The 16,103-nt window shown below is 65.3% G+C and carries 18 protein-coding genes; 4 read left to right on the top strand and 14 right to left on the bottom strand.

Annotation, left to right across the window (positions count from 1 at the left end):
* Window positions 1-63 precede the first annotated feature (63 nt).
* On the top strand, window positions 64-1,230 hold the full coding sequence (locus tag MTR66_RS14485; RefSeq protein WP_243922310.1) for an N-acetyltransferase: 1,167 nt from the start codon (window positions 64-66) through the stop codon (window positions 1,228-1,230).
* A gap of 181 nt (window positions 1,231-1,411) precedes the next feature.
* Here MTR66_RS14485 and MTR66_RS14480 read toward each other — a convergent pair whose 3' ends face one another.
* Window positions 1,412-1,753 (bottom strand): hypothetical protein, encoded by a 342-nt coding sequence (locus MTR66_RS14480; protein WP_243922266.1) that lies wholly within the window; start codon window positions 1,751-1,753, stop codon window positions 1,412-1,414.
* Window positions 1,754-2,452, bottom strand: a complete 699-nt coding sequence (lipB, locus tag MTR66_RS14475; protein WP_243922264.1) for a lipoyl(octanoyl) transferase LipB — start codon at window positions 2,450-2,452, stop codon at window positions 1,754-1,756.
* A 141-nt stretch (window positions 2,453-2,593) separates the two neighbouring features.
* On the opposite strand from lipB, the gene MTR66_RS14470 reads away from it, so the two are divergent.
* Complete coding sequence (locus MTR66_RS14470) at window positions 2,594-3,436, top strand: glycerophosphoryl diester phosphodiesterase membrane domain-containing protein (RefSeq protein WP_243922262.1); 843 nt, start codon at window positions 2,594-2,596, stop codon at window positions 3,434-3,436.
* 24 nt (window positions 3,437-3,460) lie between these two features.
* Here MTR66_RS14470 and MTR66_RS14465 read toward each other — a convergent pair whose 3' ends face one another.
* The 5 genes from MTR66_RS14465 to MTR66_RS14445 form a co-directional block, all read right to left on the bottom strand.
* Window positions 3,461-4,102 carry a class I SAM-dependent methyltransferase gene (locus MTR66_RS14465; protein ID WP_243922261.1) on the bottom strand — a complete coding sequence of 214 codons (642 nt, stop codon included), beginning with the start codon at window positions 4,100-4,102 and terminating at the stop codon, window positions 3,461-3,463.
* 113 nt (window positions 4,103-4,215) lie between these two features.
* Window positions 4,216-4,560: an arsenate reductase family protein gene (locus tag MTR66_RS14460; RefSeq protein WP_243922259.1), complete on the bottom strand. Its 345-nt coding sequence runs from the start codon at window positions 4,558-4,560 to the stop codon at window positions 4,216-4,218.
* A 10-nt stretch (window positions 4,561-4,570) separates the two neighbouring features.
* Window positions 4,571-5,146, bottom strand: coding sequence for a (2Fe-2S)-binding protein (locus tag MTR66_RS14455; RefSeq protein WP_243922257.1), 576 nt, complete (start codon window positions 5,144-5,146; stop codon window positions 4,571-4,573).
* 41 nt (window positions 5,147-5,187) lie between these two features.
* Window positions 5,188-7,215: a TonB-dependent receptor plug domain-containing protein gene (locus tag MTR66_RS14450; RefSeq protein ID WP_243922255.1), complete on the bottom strand. Its 2,028-nt coding sequence runs from the start codon at window positions 7,213-7,215 to the stop codon at window positions 5,188-5,190.
* Between the two features lie 87 nt (window positions 7,216-7,302).
* Window positions 7,303-7,998 (bottom strand): fumarylacetoacetate hydrolase family protein, encoded by a 696-nt coding sequence (locus tag MTR66_RS14445; protein WP_243922253.1) that lies wholly within the window; start codon window positions 7,996-7,998, stop codon window positions 7,303-7,305.
* Window positions 7,999-8,177: 179 nt separating this feature from the next.
* Between MTR66_RS14445 and MTR66_RS14440 the strand changes: the two genes are divergently transcribed.
* Entirely contained in the window at window positions 8,178-8,696 is a 519-nt protein-coding gene (locus MTR66_RS14440; protein ID WP_243922307.1) for a YqgE/AlgH family protein, read from the top strand.
* A gap of 37 nt (window positions 8,697-8,733) precedes the next feature.
* On the opposite strand, the gene MTR66_RS14435 is transcribed toward MTR66_RS14440, so the two are convergent.
* From MTR66_RS14435 to MTR66_RS14420, 4 genes are all read right to left on the bottom strand, one after another.
* Window positions 8,734-9,699 carry a TauD/TfdA dioxygenase family protein gene (locus MTR66_RS14435; RefSeq protein ID WP_243922251.1) on the bottom strand — a complete coding sequence of 322 codons (966 nt, stop codon included), beginning with the start codon at window positions 9,697-9,699 and terminating at the stop codon, window positions 8,734-8,736.
* A 33-nt stretch (window positions 9,700-9,732) separates the two neighbouring features.
* Entirely contained in the window at window positions 9,733-10,623 is an 891-nt protein-coding gene (locus MTR66_RS14430) for an SDR family NAD(P)-dependent oxidoreductase (protein ID WP_243922249.1), read from the bottom strand.
* A 167-nt stretch (window positions 10,624-10,790) separates the two neighbouring features.
* Window positions 10,791-11,867, bottom strand: a complete 1,077-nt coding sequence (locus MTR66_RS14425; protein WP_243922247.1) for an LLM class flavin-dependent oxidoreductase — start codon at window positions 11,865-11,867, stop codon at window positions 10,791-10,793.
* A gap of 35 nt (window positions 11,868-11,902) precedes the next feature.
* Entirely contained in the window at window positions 11,903-12,802 is a 900-nt protein-coding gene (locus tag MTR66_RS14420) for a TauD/TfdA dioxygenase family protein (protein ID WP_243922245.1), read from the bottom strand.
* Window positions 12,803-13,060: 258 nt separating this feature from the next.
* Between MTR66_RS14420 and MTR66_RS14415 the strand changes: the two genes are divergently transcribed.
* Window positions 13,061-13,801 carry a TetR/AcrR family transcriptional regulator gene (locus MTR66_RS14415; RefSeq protein ID WP_243922243.1) on the top strand — a complete coding sequence of 247 codons (741 nt, stop codon included), beginning with the start codon at window positions 13,061-13,063 and terminating at the stop codon, window positions 13,799-13,801.
* 2 nt (window positions 13,802-13,803) lie between these two features.
* On the opposite strand, the gene MTR66_RS14410 is transcribed toward MTR66_RS14415, so the two are convergent.
* The 3 genes from MTR66_RS14410 to MTR66_RS14400 all read right to left on the bottom strand — a co-directional run bounded on the left by MTR66_RS14410 (window position 13,804) and on the right by MTR66_RS14400 (window position 16,014).
* On the bottom strand, window positions 13,804-14,382 hold the full coding sequence (locus MTR66_RS14410) for a nucleotidyltransferase family protein (protein WP_243922241.1): 579 nt from the start codon (window positions 14,380-14,382) through the stop codon (window positions 13,804-13,806).
* Window positions 14,379-15,368 carry an XdhC family protein gene (locus MTR66_RS14405; RefSeq protein WP_243922239.1) on the bottom strand — a complete coding sequence of 330 codons (990 nt, stop codon included), beginning with the start codon at window positions 15,366-15,368 and terminating at the stop codon, window positions 14,379-14,381. Before MTR66_RS14405 ends, MTR66_RS14410 begins: the two co-directional genes overlap by 4 nt.
* Before the next feature lie 76 nt (window positions 15,369-15,444).
* Window positions 15,445-16,014, bottom strand: a complete 570-nt coding sequence (locus MTR66_RS14400; RefSeq protein ID WP_243922237.1) for a TetR/AcrR family transcriptional regulator — start codon at window positions 16,012-16,014, stop codon at window positions 15,445-15,447.
* Window positions 16,015-16,103: the final 89 nt, after the last annotated feature.

The raw sequence follows: 16,103 nt of genomic DNA, 5'->3' as shown, positions 1-16,103 counted from the left end.
GGGCTGCGCGGCGCCGCACTTCGCGTATCCGCAGATCCCATAGGCTGGAACAAAGGCAGCATCGTGGCCAATTCCGAACTCGTCATCACGCCCGTCTCCAGCAAGGCCGACCGCGCCGCCTTCGTGGACTGTGCTTACCGGCTCAATGCGGCAGATCAAAATTGGGTAGCCAATTTACACTCAGAGGAAATTTCGAAATTCACTCCGGGCAAGAACCCGTTCTTCGATCATGCCCGTTGCCAGCTCTTTCTGGCCCGGCGCGGGGGGCAGGCCGTGGGGCGCATATCGGCGCATATCGATGAACTGGCGCTGAAACAGCCGGTGGAGCAGGGCATGGGGCCCGGCACGGGCAACTGGGGCGCGATCGAGGCGGAGGACGAGGATGTCGCCAAGGCTCTGATCGCTACGGCCGAGGACTGGCTGCGCAAGGAAGGCATGACGCGCGTGCTGGCGCCGATGAACCTTTCCGTCTGGGAAGAGCCCGGCCTGCATGTGCTGGGGCACGATCATGCGCCGATGGTGATGATGGCGCATCACAATGCCGCTTATCAGGGCTGGATCGAAGGCGCGGGATATGGCCGGGCGAAGTCGCTTTACACGTATGAGCTGGACGTCACCAAGCAGTTCCCGAAGCTGATCCAGCGGATCGTCTCTTCGGGCGAGAAGAACGAAAAGATCCACGTGCGCAACGTGGATCTCAAGCATTTCGACCGGGATGCGGGGATCATCTGCGATATTCTGAACGATGCCTGGTCTGACAACTGGGGCTTCGTGCCGTTTACGGAAGAGGAAATCGCCCATACCGGCAAGGCGCTGAAACCGCTGGTGCATCCCAGCCTGATCCGGATTGCCGAATACGAAGGTGAGCCGGTGGCGTTCATGATGACGCTGCCCGATCTCAACGGCATTCAAAAGCGGGTGAACGGGCGCAAGGGCAAGCCGTCGATCTTCGGCCTGATCAAGCTGCTGCTGTGGCTGCGCAAGCCCCGGCCCGCGGATATGCGGGTGCCGCTGATGGGCGTGCGCAAGAAGCTGCAGTCCTCGCGTCTGGCCAGCCAGCTGGCTTTCATGATGATCGAGTACATCCGCCGCGCGGCCGTCTCCGAATTCGACGCCAAGCGGGGTGAAATCGGCTGGGTGCTGGACGACAATCAGGGCATGAATGCGATTGCCGATGCGATCGACAGCAAGGTCAACCGCGAATACGTGATCTACGAAAAGGCACTGTAGCTAGAAGCGTCGCAGCGGGTGGCGGGGCCGCCGTGTGCGGCGTTGGCAGGGAGTCTGATCGTGTTCCTTATGCCGTCATTGCGAGGCCCGAAGGGCCGCGGCAATCCAGAGCGTGCGTACCGACCCTTGATTGTTTCGCTTCGCTCGCAATGACGAAGGCTTTCGCAAAGGCGATTGTGCTCTAACCGGCGTCTGGCGCGGCGGGTTCAGGCGCGGTTTCTGCTGCGGGAGGCGCCGCGGCCGCAGCCTCTTCCTCATCCGCACCAGCGCTTTCGGAAGGTGTGGCCGCGGGGCTGGTCTTGCCCTTGTTTTTGCCTGCATCGGGATTGGCCAGCGGTGCCTGCGACTTGACCGTGTCGTAAGGCAGCATGTCGTCGGTGACCGAGCGCGGCAGGATCTCACCTCCGGCGGCAGCGGCAGCCTTGGCCGGTTCTTTCTTGTCCTTCTTGCAGCCGCCGAGCGGCAGTGCGGCGGCGAGCGCCAGGACAAGCGCTGCGCGGGGCAGGACGGTCTGGGGTGTCATTCAGGCGGTCTCCCGGGGGCAGGGGCTTTCAAGGGCGGAGAGGAAATTCCCGGCCCGGGCGATCAGGGCCTTGTCCCAGGCATCGAAGCTGACTTCGCGGCCAAGGCGGGCCAGGCTGGTCACGCCGAACTCCTCGATACCGCAAGGAACGATCCCGGCAAAGTGCGACAGGTCAGGGCGGATGTTCACGGCGAATCCGTGCATCGTCACCCACTTGCGGATACGCACGCCGATGGCGCCGATCTTGGCCTCGCGCCCGTCGGTATCGGTGGTCCAGATGCCGATCCGGCCTTCGGAACGGAAGCTTTCCACCCCGAAATCGCGCAGCGTATCGATCACCCAGCCTTCCAGCCCGTGGACGAAGCCGCGCGCATCGCGCGCCCGCTTCTTGAGGTCGAGCAGGACGTAGCACACGCGCTGGCCGGGGCCGTGATAAGTGTAGCGCCCGCCCCGGCCCGCTTCCACGACTTCGAAGCGGGGATCGAGCAGTTCCGCCGCAGCGGCGCTGGTTCCGGCGGTATAGACCGGCGGATGTTCGAGCAGCCAGATCAGCTCGCGCGCCTCTCCGGCGGCGATGGCGGCGTTGCGCGCGGACATTTCGTCCAGCGCCTCGCGGTAGGGGACGGGCCCGGCCGACACGCGCAGTTCGATATCGCCGGGCAGCGTCAATTCACCGGTATCTGTAGCGGGAATCGTCATGGCGCGTTGCGTGGCGTCATTCCCTGCGGTTATCAAGACCCTTTAGGAGTCCGCTTCGAAAGTTCGGCACCCGCCGCGCCTCCGCTTGGCGTTTTCGAAACGGGATCTCAGCAGCGCGCCCAGTGGCGCCCGGGAGTATGTATGAAGTTTGATAGCAACAGGGCGTGGATCGACGCGATAGCCGCAGTCAGTGCCAACCGGCATGTGCTGCTGGCGGTCGCGGGGGTGTTCTTCCTGCTGCCCACGCTGCTTTCGACCGTGTTCCTCACCGATGTGCAGGCCCAGATGCTTCAGTCGATGGGCAAGCCGGAGGTGTTCGAGGCGATTTTCTACGAGCACATCGGCCTGTTCCTGGGCTTCGGCATTGGCGGCATGCTGGTGCAGGGCGTGGGGTATCTCACCGTGATGGCGCTGTTGAGCGATCGCGGGCGGCCCACCGTGGGCGAGGCGATCATGGTGGCCCTGCGCGCCTTGCCGGCACTGATCGGCGCCGCGCTGCTGACGATGGCAGGGATGTTCATGGCCTCTATGGTTTTCGGGCTCGTGCTGGGCGGGCTGATCGGTTTCGTGGCGGGCACGGGCGTCGCATCGGTGGTGGTAGCCTTCGCGCTGATCGTGCTGCTGGTCTATCTGTCGGTGAAGTTTTCGCTGGTGGTGCCGGTGGTGATCAATGAAGGGACCGGCAATCCGGTCGCGGCCATGACCCGGTCATGGCAATTGACGCGGCACAACAGCCTGCGCCTGTTCGGGTTCTTCCTGCTGCTGACGATCGGTTATCTGGCCATCGCCTTCATGGTGACGGTGGTGGTTGTGGGCCCCGCCGCGATGCTGCTGGGCGAAGGGCAGGCCCTGACGCTGCTGGCAGGCGTGATATCGGGCACGATCGGCGCGGTGGCGAGCGTGATCCTGATCGCGGTTCTGGCATACACGCACCGCCAGCTCGCCGGGCCTTCGGCCGGAACGATCTCGCAGACGTTCGAATAAAAGGGAAAAGAAGCGGCGCCGCCGTCAGGCGGCGTCGTCTTCGTCCTTCCAGCCCCAGTACAGGAAGCAGGGCGGCACGTTGATCGGCTCGATCGCATTGTCGATCCGCTTGAAGTGCTTGGCCATGAAGGTGCGCGCGCGCGGGGTGAACTGGTACACCAGGAACGCGCCGCCCTTGCGGATCACGCGGTAAGTGGCCGCCGCAATCGCCGGGCCGACGCCGTCGGGCAGGGTCGAGAAGGGCAGGCCGGACAGCACGTAGTCCGCCTTTTCATGCCCATGCGCGCGCACGATCTCTTCCACGTCGGCCGCCGATCCGTTGACCGCGACGAAGCGGCTGTCGGTGATGGTGCGGCGCAGATACTCGATGAAGCGCGGATTGGTGTCGATAACGATCAGCATGGCATCGCGCCGCATGCGGTCGAGCACCGGGCGGCAGAAGGTGCCGACGCCCGGGCCGTATTCGACGAAGAGCTTGCAGTTGTCCCAATCGACGCGCGACAGCATGCGATTGATGGTGAAGCGCGAGGACGGAACGATCGAACCGACCATCACCGGATTGCGCAGGAAGCCGTCAAAGAAAACGCCCCAGGGGCCGAGAGTTTGCTTGATCTTCCGCTTGATCTTCTGCGGAAAGGCCTCTCGGGCAAGCTCGGAACTGGTCATGCTGGCGTAAGCTCTCGCACTGTTATCGTGTCATGGAAGTGCCATGCGGTGGCAGATTACTTCTGCCATTGCAAGGCGGTGGGGACCGCTCGTCCAGATAAACTATCGGTCCGTCACAGAATTTCGTGGACCTTTTCCATCGGGCGGCAGAGCCGGACGCCCTTGCCGGTCTCCACCAGCGGGCGTTCGATCAGAATGGGCTCGGCCGCCATGGCCGCCAGCACGGTGGCATCATCGGCAGAGGGCAGGCCGCGCTCTTCGGCGTCGGTGCCGCGCATGCGCAGGCCCTGCTGCGGCGTGATCCCGGCATTCTTGTAAAGCTGGGCCAGCTTTTCCGCGCTGGGCGGGGTCTTGAGATATTCGATCACTTCGACATCAAGGCCCGGCGTTTCTTCCAGAACCGCCAGCGTCTTGCGCGAAGTTCCGCATTTGGGGTTGTGCCAGATCGTGGCTTTCATCGCTGTTTCCTTATTGTCCTGTGGATGCCGGTTGCGGATCGGGAGCGGCGGGCGGCGGTGCCATGGCGGGCACCGCCCGGGCCGCATCCTCGCGGGTAATTCCGGGGGCGGGCGCCGCGCTGATCGTTTCTTCGCGGCGGGCGACGGCACCGGCGCGCTGGATCGCGCGGACGAGGCGCGGGTAGACGCCGCAGCGGCAGAGGTTGGGGATCGCCTCCTTGATCTCCGCCTCGCTGGGATTGCGGTTGCGCGCGAGCAGCGCCGCGCCGCTGATGACGATGCCCGGCGTACAATAGCCACATTGGATCGCTTGTTCGGCCACCATCGCCTGCTGCACGGGATGCGAGCGGTCGTGCGAAAGCCCCTCTATCGTGACAACGAAGCGGCCTTCGCATTCGCCCAGCGTGATCAGGCAGGATCGCAGTGCGGTGCCATCGACCATGACCATGCAGGCGCCGCAATCGCCTACGCCGCAGCCGTATTTGGTGCCGGTGAGGTTCGCGGCATCGCGCAAAGCCCAGAGCAGGGGCGTCTGCGGGGCCATGTCGAATTCGACCGGACGTTGGTTGACGGTCAGGCGCGGCATGGCCCTTCCCTTAAGCCTTCACGCACCGTCCCGCCAGTCCATCATAACCCCACTTGCACACCTGCCCACAGCGTGCGCGGCACACCGAGGTCGATCGATCCGGCCTGGTTGCGGGTGACGATCGTCTCGTCCGTCAGGTTCTCGCCGCGCAGGATCAGGGAGAACGCCCCGGTCAGCGGAATGCGGGCATAGGCATCGATCGTGGTGACGGCGGGAAGCTGCGTGGTTTGCAGATCGTCCTCGTACTGGGGCCCGCTATGGCGCAGTGTAGCCGCCAGCCGCCATTCGGGGCGCGGCGCCCATGCCAGCGTGGCGCTGGCGGCCAGCTTGGGCACTTGTGCGGGCCGCATGCCATTGAGGGCCGCCTGCGTTCCTCCGGCCTTCACTTTCGAACGGGTCCACGATAGCGACCCGTTCAGGCTGACCTGCCCGAAGGCGAGGCCGGCCGCGGCCTCGATCCCGCGCGCATGGATGGCATCGACATTCTGGCGCTGGCGCAAGTTGGTGGCGATGGTGACGTTGGCGATGGCATCCTTCAGGCGGTTGTCGAAAGCAGTCAGCGACAGGCTCAGCATTTCCACCGGGTGCACTTCGATACCGGCCTCGTATCCGCGCAGCCGTTCGGGCCTTAGCGCGGCATTGGCGTCGGTCCTGACCGGAAAGACCACGAAGGGGCGGTAGAGTTCGTTCAGCGTGGGCAGGCGCATGCCCGTATAGGCCGCCGCGCGCAGGGAAAGCGCCTCGTTCACGTTCCACACAGCGCCGCCGCGTGCATTGACGGTCCAGTCCGAACGGTCTGCGAAGGCCGTGTCCTCGCTGACCATGCCTGTGGCATTGCGTTCGCGGTAGAAACCGTTGCGGATCGTCCAGCGGTCGGCCCGGACGCCCGCGGTGAGGATCACCGCACCCAGCGTCCAGTCATCCTGAACATAGAGGCCAAGGTCCGACTGATCGCCCCCGGCGCGGCGGAACGCCGTGGCCAGCCCGGTGAAACCCGAATAGGGCACTTCGGCAAGGTGCCCTTGCGACAGGCGCAAGTCCGCACCCAGCCGCAGGACATGGGCATCGCCCACCGGCGGGCGCACTTCGGCTTTGCCGCCAATCGCCAGAGTCGGGGTCTTGGCCTGATCGAGCACTTTCCTGTGGCTCGACGAGCTGATCACCACGTTCGAAAAGTTCTGGGCCTGCCAATAGCCCAGCACGTCGAACTGCCAGTTTCCCCGGCCCACGAAACGAAGGCTGGCCTGCTGGCCTGACGACGTGGAATCGGCCCCCTTGAAGCGCAGGGTGCGGCTGTCGTCGTAGACGAGGCCCGAAGCCTGAATCTCCACCGTATCCGTAAGCGGGGCAACGGCGCGCAGGGCGCCGGACACGGTTTCATAGGCGGCACGGGCAGAAGCCGCGCCGCGCTGGTCCTTCGGCGTGGTCCAGAAGCCCTTGCCCCTGTCCCACTGCACGCTGGCGGTGACGAAGCCTTGCCCGAGGCGGGGGGCGGCGGTGGCGGAGAGCTGTGTCTCGCCGCGCTGGTCGATCAACGCGGTGCCTTGCAGCAGGCCGGTTTCGTCCGGACCGGCGCTGGCCAGCTCGATCGTGCCGGACACGGCGCCCATTCCGAACGCACCCATGCCGCCGCCGCGCGTCACCCGGACAGAGGCGAGCCGGGCAGGGCTCAGGGCGGAGAGGGGGATATACCCGAAGAAGGGATTGGCGACGGGAACACCGTCCAGCAGCACCAGAGCGCGGCTGGAGGCATTGCCGCCCAGCGCGCGCAGCGTCACGCCTTGCGCGGAAGGGTTGGCAGAGCGGCTGTCCGACCGCCGGAACTGCGCGAACCCGGCGACCGAGGACAGCACGTCTTCGATCCGTCCCGATGCGCTGGCGGCCACGGCATCGCGATCGAGCACGGTGACGTCGTAGGCCGGGACGGATGGGCCGTCTTCCAATCCGTGTCCTGTCACCACAATGGTGGAAGCGTCTGCCTCGCCGGCATGGGCGGGCGCGGTCAGGGAGAGGGGGGCGAAAGCCGCCGCCGCCGCAGGCAGGATGACGCGATTTTGCAGGAAAGGCATGATTTGGGATTAGGTCCTTGGGATTTCAGGCGGTCGGATCGACGTGGACTTTGGAGTCCTCGTTGGGGCCGCGCGCATGGCCTGGCGTTACTCGGCCGGGCCGATGGTGAGGCGGACCGGCTCCAGCCCTTCCACGGTGCCTTCCAGAATGTCGCCTGCCGCAACCGGGCCCACGCCCGCGGGCGTGCCGGTGTAGATGAGATCGCCCGGTGCGAGGTGATACATCCGGGACAGATCGGCGATCAGTTCGGGCAGGGACCAGATCATTTCGGCCAGCGATGCGTTCTGCTTCACCGCGCCGTTCTGCGACAAGGCGATGCGCTGCGTGGCGATGGGGCCGAACGCCGCCGCCCGCGTGATCGGGGCAATCACGGCTGCGTTTTCGAAGTCCTTTGCCGTGTCCCAGGGGTAGCCTTTGTTCTTGGCCGCGTTCTGCAGATCGCGCCGGGTCATGTCGAGGCCGCAGGCATAGCCCAGCACCACGTCCATCGCGGCTTCCGGGGCAATGCGGAAAGCGGGAGCGCCGATGGCGGCGGCGAATTCCATTTCATAGTGGCAGTTGGCCGTGCCCGGCGGATAAGGAATGGCTGTGCCGCTATGGCAGAGCGCGGCAGGCGCCTTGGTGAACCAGATCGGCGCTTCGCGGTCGACCGTGTTGCCCAGTTCGCGGGCGTGCGCTTCGTAATTGCGCCCGACGCAAAAGATGCGGCGGACCGGAAAACGGGTGTCTTCGCCGGTGATGGGGACGGACGGGGCTTCGGGCAGCGCGAACAGCAGGCTCACGGGGGCATCTCTCCTTGTTTGGGCAGTCTGCATAGGCCGCCCCGCCGCTGCGGGGAAGCGCTCTGTCCCGAAGGTGGAGAGCAGATCGCCGGGCCCGTCCCCTTGCCCCTGTCCGCCAAGTGTCTACATTTACCGGTGTGACGGAGGAACAATACCTTTCCGGGAGGATCCTGCTGGCCATGCCCGGCATGTTCGACGAGCGTTTCGAACGTTCGGTCAATGTGATGTGCGTGCATGACGAACACGGGGCGCTGGGCATCGGCATCGGCCATGAACGCGAAGGCGTCAGCTTTCACGAAGTGCTGGAGGAACTGGGTATCGATCCGGGCGTCGCGCCCGATTGCCCGGTGCTGCATGGCGGCCCGGTGGAGCCGGGGCGCGGCTTCATTCTCCATTCCACCGACTGGGGCGGGGCGGATACTGTTGCGGTGGAGCCGGTCTGTGCGCTGTCCGCCTCGATGGATATCCTGCGCGCGATCGCTGAAGGGCGCGGGCCGAGCCGTTGGCTGATGGCGCTGGGTTATGCGGGCTGGGGTCCGGGCCAGCTGGAAGGCGAGATGCGCCATCACGGCTGGTACGCGGCGGAAGGCCGGAGGGAAATCCTGTTCGATACGCCGGTCGACGCCCGCTGGAGCGCAACCTGGCGCGCCGAAGGGATCGATCCGGCACTGCTTTCCACCGAAACCGGCCGGGCCTGACCCGCCGCGCAATCTCTCGCGAGAAGGGCCATGCGGTTCAGTACGTGCGTTCGAGGATCTCGTTGTCGTTCGAGGCTCCGCCTTCGAAAGAGCCGAGGCCATAGTCGCCCTTGATGGTGGTGCGCTGCATCCGGCGCTTGTAGCGCGGATCGTGGCCGCTCACGGCGTGGAGCACGCGCCAGTTGTCCCAGATCAGCATGTCCGAGGGCTTCCAAGCGTGCCAGTAGCTCAGATCCTCGGCGAGCGAGAAGACTTCGCGGCTGACGGCATCGAGCAGCGCGTCGCCTTCGGGTGTCTCGTTGCCTTCGATGCCTTCGGCCATCCAGGGTGAGACATGCAGTACTTTCTCGCCCGTCTGGCGGGTCCAGACCGCCGGATGGATGGCGCGCGGCACGTTCTTGCTGGCTTCCATCACCGCTTCGGTGCCGGTTCGCTCGGAATGGATGGTATAGTCGGCAGGGCGGCCGAAGCGGAAATTCTCCATGACCACGTTCATGCGGTAGAGCACCCTGGCATGTTCGATCTTCCCGCGCAGGTCCGGGGACATCCGCTGGTACAGCTCGATCCCGTCGACGAAGCCGGTCAGGCCGCCTTCGGGGGGAATGTCGATGGCGCGCAGCACGCCCGCGCGGTTGAGTTCGTTGTTGTAGGCATGGTCGAAATGCCAGGGCAGCCAGGAAATCACCGTGCGCCCGTCTACCGTCATGGCGCCGTCTGCCAGGGCGGGAGTTTCCATGTCGATGACGCCGGGCATGGCATCCTGATCGACCCGCGGCACGGCCTTGCTCGGGTGGTCCTTCATCGGGCCGAAGATGTCGGACAGCGCGACGTGCATTGCGCCGGACGGTTCCACGTTTTCGAACACGATCATCCCATGCTTGTCGAACAGGGCGTTGACTTCGCCGCGCACGGCGGGGTCTTTCGTCTGTTCCAGTGTGATGCCGCGGATGCGGACGCCGAAATCGCGCCCTTCGATCAGCGGCCGGACATCGAGCTGGCCCATTCTTCCTCTCCTTTGTTCCCCGGCGCCTGTTTTTCAGGTCGTCGCCAGCCGCGCCCCTTCGGGGTTGGCTTCCGGCGTGCCATGGTCCGCGTGCCACGCGTCCGCCGCATCATAGCAGGCCTCGACGATAGCCGAATAGGTGCGGCGGAACTCCGCGCGCTGTTCGGGATGATCGAAGATGAAAGGCCGATTGTTCCGGACGGCATCGAGCACCATCGGCGCCACCGCCTCGGGCGAATAGAACGCCATCGCCTTGGCCTTCGCCGACGCGTCGCTGACATGCAGCTCCGCTTCGCCGGGGCCACCGAACCTTGCCGGGCGGTAGCGGGCGTTGTTGTCCTTCATGCCGGTGGCGACGCCGCCCGGGCAATAGCTGGTGGTGAAGACATTATGCTCGCGCAGTTCGAGCGCAAGGTTCATCATCAGCCCGATGATCCCGGCCTTGGCGGCGGAATAGGGTGCGTGGACCGGAATCCATCCCGGCAGCAGCCCGGCCATGGAGGCCGTGGCGCAGACGTGGCCTTCTCCGGCGGCTATCATGTCCGGCAGGAAGGCGCGGGTGGTGTTCATCACCCCGTGCAGGTTGACCTGCAGGATCCAGTCGACGTCATCGTCGCTCATCTCCGTTAACGGTTCGAACGATGTCGCCCCTGCGTTGGCGAAGAGCAGGTGCACCGGCCCGAAGGCTTCGTGTGCCGCATCGCGCATTGCAGCGATGGAACTGCGCTCGCAGACGTCGCAGGCCAGTGCCACGGCCTCGCCGCCGGCTTCGCGAATGGCGGCTGCGACCCTTTCCGCATTCTCCGGCATGATGTCGGCAACGGCCACTCTGGCGCCATGGCGCGCCAGTTCCTTTGCCAGTCCCATCCCGATCCCGTTCCCGCCGCCCGTGACGACGGCCGTGCGGCCTGCGATTTCGGTCATTTTTTCTCCTCTGTTTCCCCTCCTCTTCAGAGGAGGGGCGCGAGACTTGGGCTTGCATGGCAAGGCCTAGTCGCAGCGGGGTGGTGGTTGGCCATCAGGCACAGCGTGTGCGGCGCGCCACCACCCCCTTGACCCCCTCCTCTGAAGAGGAGGGGGAAGACATCAGCTTATGCCATCACCGGCTCTTCCGCCTTCAGCATCGGCATGACCTTGTCGGCAAAGAGTTTCATCTGCTCGTACACATCCTCGTAAGGCATGCCGCCGAAGCTGAAATTGGCGATGATCTCGTAGTCGCCGACCATCCGCTTGCGTTCGAGGTGCTTTTCGTAAAGCTCCTCGGGCGTGCCGATCAGGTTGCCGCCGATATAGTCCTTGTAGGCATTGTGCGCCCCGCCGCGCGCCTCGGCGGCCTCGCCCATGTAGGCGTAAGTGGCGTAGCTGGGCAGCGACTTGAAGTGCGGGCTCATGAACTCGTAGTGCGTTGCCACCTGCTGGAACTGCGCGGAAAAGTACTTGTCGGTATATTCGGTGACTTTGGCCTTGTCCTCGAAGCAGACCATGAAGTCCGAGATGATGAAGGGCGGGGCGGCCTTGCCGTGTTTCGCCTTGAACGTGTCGCGGTAGTTGTTGATCTCGGGCAGGGCCTTCGACCAGTCGCCCTGGCTGAAGCGCAGGGCTTTCAGGCCATAGTCCGCTGCGACTTCGGCGGAAGAGGGCGACATCGAGACCATCACTGCGCGCTCCCGGGTCCAGCCTTCGGGGCGCGGACGGATTTCGGTTTCGGGGATCTGGAACCACTTGGTGTCCGCCCTGACGATCCCGGTTTCGAGGCCGTCCATGATGATCAGCGCGGCCTCGTCGAAGATCTCGCGGCTGTCTGCGAGATCGCGGCCGAAGGACTTGAACTCGCGCCGGGCGGCGCCGCGGCCCATGCCGAGCACCGCGCGGCCTTCGCTCAGGCTGTCGAGCATCGCCATCTTCTCGACCACGCGCAGCGGATCGTTCCACGGCAGGATGATCGCGGCGGGCATCAGCTTGATGGTCTTGGTCTTGGCCGCGACGTAGCTGAGCGCCTGCAGCGGATCGGGGCAGGCGGCATAGTCGGTGAAGTGGTGCTCCACGCACGCGGCGAAGTCGAAGCCCATGGCCTCTGCCTCCACCATCAGTTGCGTCTCGCGGCGGAAGAATTCCATATCGCTTTCGCCGCGAAGGTTCTGATAGCCCAGATGTACGCCTACCTGCATTGCTCTCTCCTCATCTATTTGTCTGTTCGCGGCGCTCAGGCCGTGGCTTTTGCCTTTTCCGCCGGGACCATTGGCGCCGGGGCCGTGACGGGTTCTTCCCCGTTCAATGTGCAGCGGTGGAATTCGCGCTTGCTGCCCGCTTCGAAGGGCATGGCGCGGTGCATCGTGCCGGTGTTGTCCCACAGCGCCAGATCGCCGGGTTGCCATTGGTGCCGGTAGACGTAGCGGTCCTGCGTCGCGTGGATCATCAGCCGCTGCAGCAGGTCGTGGCTTTCGGCCGGGTGCATCCCTTCGACGTAAGCGCCCGAGGTGCTGAGCACGAGCGACTTGCGGCAGGACTTGTGCTGCCAGACCAGCGGGTGCGAACGCTGGGGGTAGCTGCACCACAGGGCGAATTCCTCGGGCGTGCAGTCCCGTTTGGCGGGAAACAGCGCGGCCTGCATAGTGTGGACCACGCGCAGGGTTTCGAGCCAGGCCTGCTCGTCTGCAGGCAAGTCCTCGTAAGCGGCATAAGTGCTGGCGAACATGGTGTCGCCGCCCTGTTCGGAAAGCCGGTAGGGTGTGAACAGCGTCGCGAAAGGCGGCACTTCCTCATAGGTGCCGTCCATGTGCCAGAGGTGATTGCCGAACAGGAACCGGGCGTAGTCCGGGTTCACCTCGGGATCGAGGCTGACCTTGAGAATACCCTCGTCGCCCTCGTTGAGCGTCTTGCCGTCGGCGCTGCGCTTGGAGCCGCCGATACGCAGATCGCCCAGCGTGCGGGCCACCGTACGCAGTTCCTGATCATTGAGGTGCAGGCCGCGTACCACCAGCGCGCCGCGTTCGACCAGCAGGCGCCGGATCTCCTGCGCGCATTCGCCGCCGAGCAGCGCGGCCTTGTCCAGCTTGAGCTCGGACCCGATCCTAGGGGTGAGGTCCACTGACGGTATCGCCATTTCTTTTCCGCTCCCGGTTCAGATGGATCGGCCGCGTTCTGCCGTGCGGTCCGATAGTGCTTAATTGTCACCTTGATCGTTTCAATAGCACTGATTTGATTGTCAGTCATCTGTGAAATTCTCACCTGCGATACATTTTATGTCCTGACTGGTTTTAAAATGATTTGCGGCCTGCTTTCCAGCACGTTAGAGTGTTAAAAGTGGGGTTCGCGAGTAGCGAGGAAGTCATGGCCGTGGCCGCGGAGGGCGCCGAACGTAATGGAGCAATCTGAACGCAGGCGGCCCGGCAGGCCGTCGCTCAGCAACGAGGAGCTGCTGGACAAGGCGCTCGACCTGTTTCTGGAAAAAGGGTTTGCGGGCACCAGCATCGACGCGATCTGCGCGAGTGCGGGCATGGCCAAGCGCACCGTCTATGCCCGCTACGGGGACAAGGAGAACCTGTTCAAGGCCGCGCTCAGCCGGGCGATCGACGAATGGATCGTGCCAGTGGAAAGTCTGCGCGAGCAGGAGAGCGAGGATCTGGAAGCCAGCCTGATGCGGATCGGCGAGATTCTGGTGCAGAATGTCCTCAATCCCGCAGGCCTCAGGCTGTTGCGCCTGACCAATGCCGAAGCGGTGGCGATGCCCGAAATCGCGCAGGAAAACGTGCGGCGCGGCACCGAACCGACGCTGCGCTATCTTGCCGATCTGTTCCGGCGGCGCCTAGGCGGCGGTGGCGGCAATTTTGCGCGGGCGGAAGATGCCGCGCAGGCGTTCCTCAGCATCGTTGTCAGCGGCCCGGCCAACAATGCGGCGTGGGGCATGCGGATGGACATGGTTTCGATCGGGCAGCACACGCGGTATTGCGTGCGCCTGTTCCTGCACGGCCTGCTCGAAGATGCGGCGGCGCCCGCGAAGGACGAGGCCGGGCAGCTCAGGCTGCTGCTGCGTGAGGCGGAGGAACGGCTTGGAGAAGCCCGCATGCGGATGGACGAGGCTGTCCGGCTGGTGCGGGACTGAGCTTACCGCCCGGTGGCATCCTTGCTGGCCAGCCGGTTCAGGTCTTCGGGCCGGTCCACGTCGAAATGGATGGCCGCATCCGGGCAATCGTCAAACACCACATCATCGCGCGCGCGCAGCAGGCGTCCCGCGCCTTCGTCTCCGGTGAGGGTGGCGATGGCGGGAAAGGCTTTGGCGGATAGCAGGGCGGGATGGCCCGGGCGGCCATCGTGCCGGGGCAGGGCGGCATAGGCACTGCCGAGACGCGCGGCGAGCCGGGCGGCCTCACCATGTGGCACCATCGGCATGTCGCCCAGAAAGATGAAGGCACCGTCCATGCCGCTGGCGGCCGCTATGCCGGTCTTGAGCGATTGCGAAAGGGCAGTGCTGTCAAGCCGTACCACATCGACCGGCGGCGCCTCGGGCCAGGTGCCGGTGTTCAGTCCCGGCCGGGCAACCACGATCACGCGTGAGACCGGCGCGGCGCGGGCGGCGCGGATCGCGTGGAACAGCAGGGGCTCGCCGCCAAGTGGCGCGCTGAGCTTGTCGGCGCCGAAGCGCGTGGCGTGGCCCGCTGCCAGCACTACCGCGGCAAGGTTCATGCCCGTTCGCTCGCGGGATTGAGCGCCTGCATGATCTCGGCCATGATCCCTGTCGCCACTTCCCAAGGCGATTTGCCCAAGCCGGCGATGCCGGGCGAGAGGTGCAGGCGCGCCAGTTCCCCGGGCGTGGCGCCCAGCGCTTCCAGCACCGCCAGCCGCCCCGGCGCGCGGGACTTGGCGCCGATCATGCCGGTATAGCCCGCCCCTCCGCGCAATGCGGCAAGGCAGCCGCCTAGATCATGCTCGTCCTCATGCGTGGCGCCCAGATAGGCAGTCCAGCGGTCGATCCCAAGTGTCTCCAGTGCCTCCGCAGGGGCGCAGCGCAAGTATTGCGAGACAGGGAAAGGCGGCGGCGCCTCCGGCCCCTGCGGGCGCACCAGAATGGTTTCGAAACGGGCCATTGCGCCGAGCTGCGCTGCGGCTAGCGCCCCCGGGTCGCCACCCGAGACGATCAGGCGGCGCGGCGGATCGTAGCGGCGAACGATGCGCAGGGGCTCCTCGGTGAAGGTGAGCAGCGGCCCGGCATCTTCGCGGACCATGGCGCTATGGCCATCACTGTCCCACAGGCAAGGACGGCGTTCGCGGGCATGGCGCAGCAGCTCGGTGGCGCCGGTGCTGCCGGGTGCGATCCGTTCGAGCATGACGAACAGAGCGCCGCCGCAACGCAGGCGGATATCGATCCATGGGCTGCCGGTGCCATAATGCAGGCGGCGCGGCTTGCCATCGGCCAGAACCTGCGCGGCGTGGCCCGCGACGTCGCCTTCGATGCAATCGCCCGAGAAGTATCCGCTGGCGCCGATGCTGTCATGGCTGCCGGGCGTGAACAGCATCTGCGCGCCGGGGCCGCGCGGGGCGCTGCCTTCCACCTTGAAAAGCGTGGCCAGCACAGCCGGGCGCCCATCGGCCATCGCCCCGGCAAGCGACGGGCGGATGTCGTCCATCCAGCCGAACGTCGGCCAGTCGGCGTTTTCCAGCGTTCCGGTCACGCGGATTGGCCCGGGTTCTGCGGCGATATCCCGAGGGGCATCTTCGTTCTCATGAATGATACATTGTGTATCGAAGCTATTGCGCGGCTGCGCGCTTTTCAACCTTGTCGCCGATCAGCGGGGCAATCACGAGGCGGTGCAGGATCGTGGCGACATCTTCCGCGTCAAGGCGGTTTTCCTGCCCCAGCCACCAGCCTAGGATGTCGAACGTGGAACCGGTGCCATGCACGACGCCGAGATCCGACGGCAGCCACTCCGGCCCGTCGCGCACGTCTTCCACCAGACTGCGGGCCTGACGGATGAATTCCTCGCGCACGATTGCAGCGGCGCCGCCGGTCAGCAGGGCAGACCACAGCCGCGAATGCCCGGCGACATAGCGGCATAACGCCATCGTCGATTCATAGCTGTTGGCCTCGTAGAGCACCGGCACTGTCATCGCGAGCAGATTGGCGATCTCGTCCGTGGCGACGTCGTTCAACAGCGCTTCCTTGTCCGGATAGTGCCGGAAGAATGTGGCATAGCCGGTGCCCGCCCGCGCGGTGATTTCGCGAATGGTCAGATGGTCGAACGAACGCTCTTCCAGCAGGGCCAGCAGAGCGGCATTCAGCGCCTTGCGCGACCGGATCTGGCGCGCGTCCGTTGGCATGGCGCGCTTAGCAGTTGTCAGGGGGAGATCCATGGACGTTCCGTAACACCCTGTCGCAGGAGTGTCGATTCTGGCCCGGGCTGGGACGT

The organism is Novosphingobium beihaiense, from assembly GCF_022832375.1.
Taxonomy (GTDB): Bacteria; Pseudomonadota; Alphaproteobacteria; order Sphingomonadales; family Sphingomonadaceae; genus Novosphingobium; species Novosphingobium beihaiensis.
Note: the sequence above shows the minus strand (reverse complement) of the source record. Positions and strands in the feature narration are given on the sequence as shown.

Coding starts and splice junctions, on each gene's coding strand:
- MTR66_RS14480 (WP_243922266.1), bottom strand. CDS start 1,753: ATGACACCCCAGACCGTCCTGCCCCGCGCAGCGCTTGTCCTGGCGCTC.
- lipB (WP_243922264.1), bottom strand. CDS start 2,452: ATGACGATTCCCGCTACAGATACCGGTGAATTGACGCTGCCCGGCGAT.
- MTR66_RS14470 (WP_243922262.1), top strand. CDS start 2,594: ATGAAGTTTGATAGCAACAGGGCGTGGATCGACGCGATAGCCGCAGTC.
- MTR66_RS14465 (WP_243922261.1), bottom strand. CDS start 4,102: ATGACCAGTTCCGAGCTTGCCCGAGAGGCCTTTCCGCAGAAGATCAAG.
- MTR66_RS14460 (WP_243922259.1), bottom strand. CDS start 4,560: ATGAAAGCCACGATCTGGCACAACCCCAAATGCGGAACTTCGCGCAAG.
- MTR66_RS14455 (WP_243922257.1), bottom strand. CDS start 5,146: ATGCCGCGCCTGACCGTCAACCAACGTCCGGTCGAATTCGACATGGCC.
- MTR66_RS14450 (WP_243922255.1), bottom strand. CDS start 7,215: ATGCCTTTCCTGCAAAATCGCGTCATCCTGCCTGCGGCGGCGGCGGCT.
- MTR66_RS14440 (WP_243922307.1), top strand. CDS start 8,178: ATGCCCGGCATGTTCGACGAGCGTTTCGAACGTTCGGTCAATGTGATG.
- MTR66_RS14435 (WP_243922251.1), bottom strand. CDS start 9,699: ATGGGCCAGCTCGATGTCCGGCCGCTGATCGAAGGGCGCGATTTCGGC.
- MTR66_RS14430 (WP_243922249.1), bottom strand. CDS start 10,623: ATGACCGAAATCGCAGGCCGCACGGCCGTCGTCACGGGCGGCGGGAAC.
- MTR66_RS14425 (WP_243922247.1), bottom strand. CDS start 11,867: ATGCAGGTAGGCGTACATCTGGGCTATCAGAACCTTCGCGGCGAAAGC.
- MTR66_RS14420 (WP_243922245.1), bottom strand. CDS start 12,802: ATGGCGATACCGTCAGTGGACCTCACCCCTAGGATCGGGTCCGAGCTC.
- MTR66_RS14415 (WP_243922243.1), top strand. CDS start 13,061: ATGGAGCAATCTGAACGCAGGCGGCCCGGCAGGCCGTCGCTCAGCAAC.
- MTR66_RS14410 (WP_243922241.1), bottom strand. CDS start 14,382: ATGAACCTTGCCGCGGTAGTGCTGGCAGCGGGCCACGCCACGCGCTTC.
- MTR66_RS14400 (WP_243922237.1), bottom strand. CDS start 16,014: ATGCCAACGGACGCGCGCCAGATCCGGTCGCGCAAGGCGCTGAATGCC.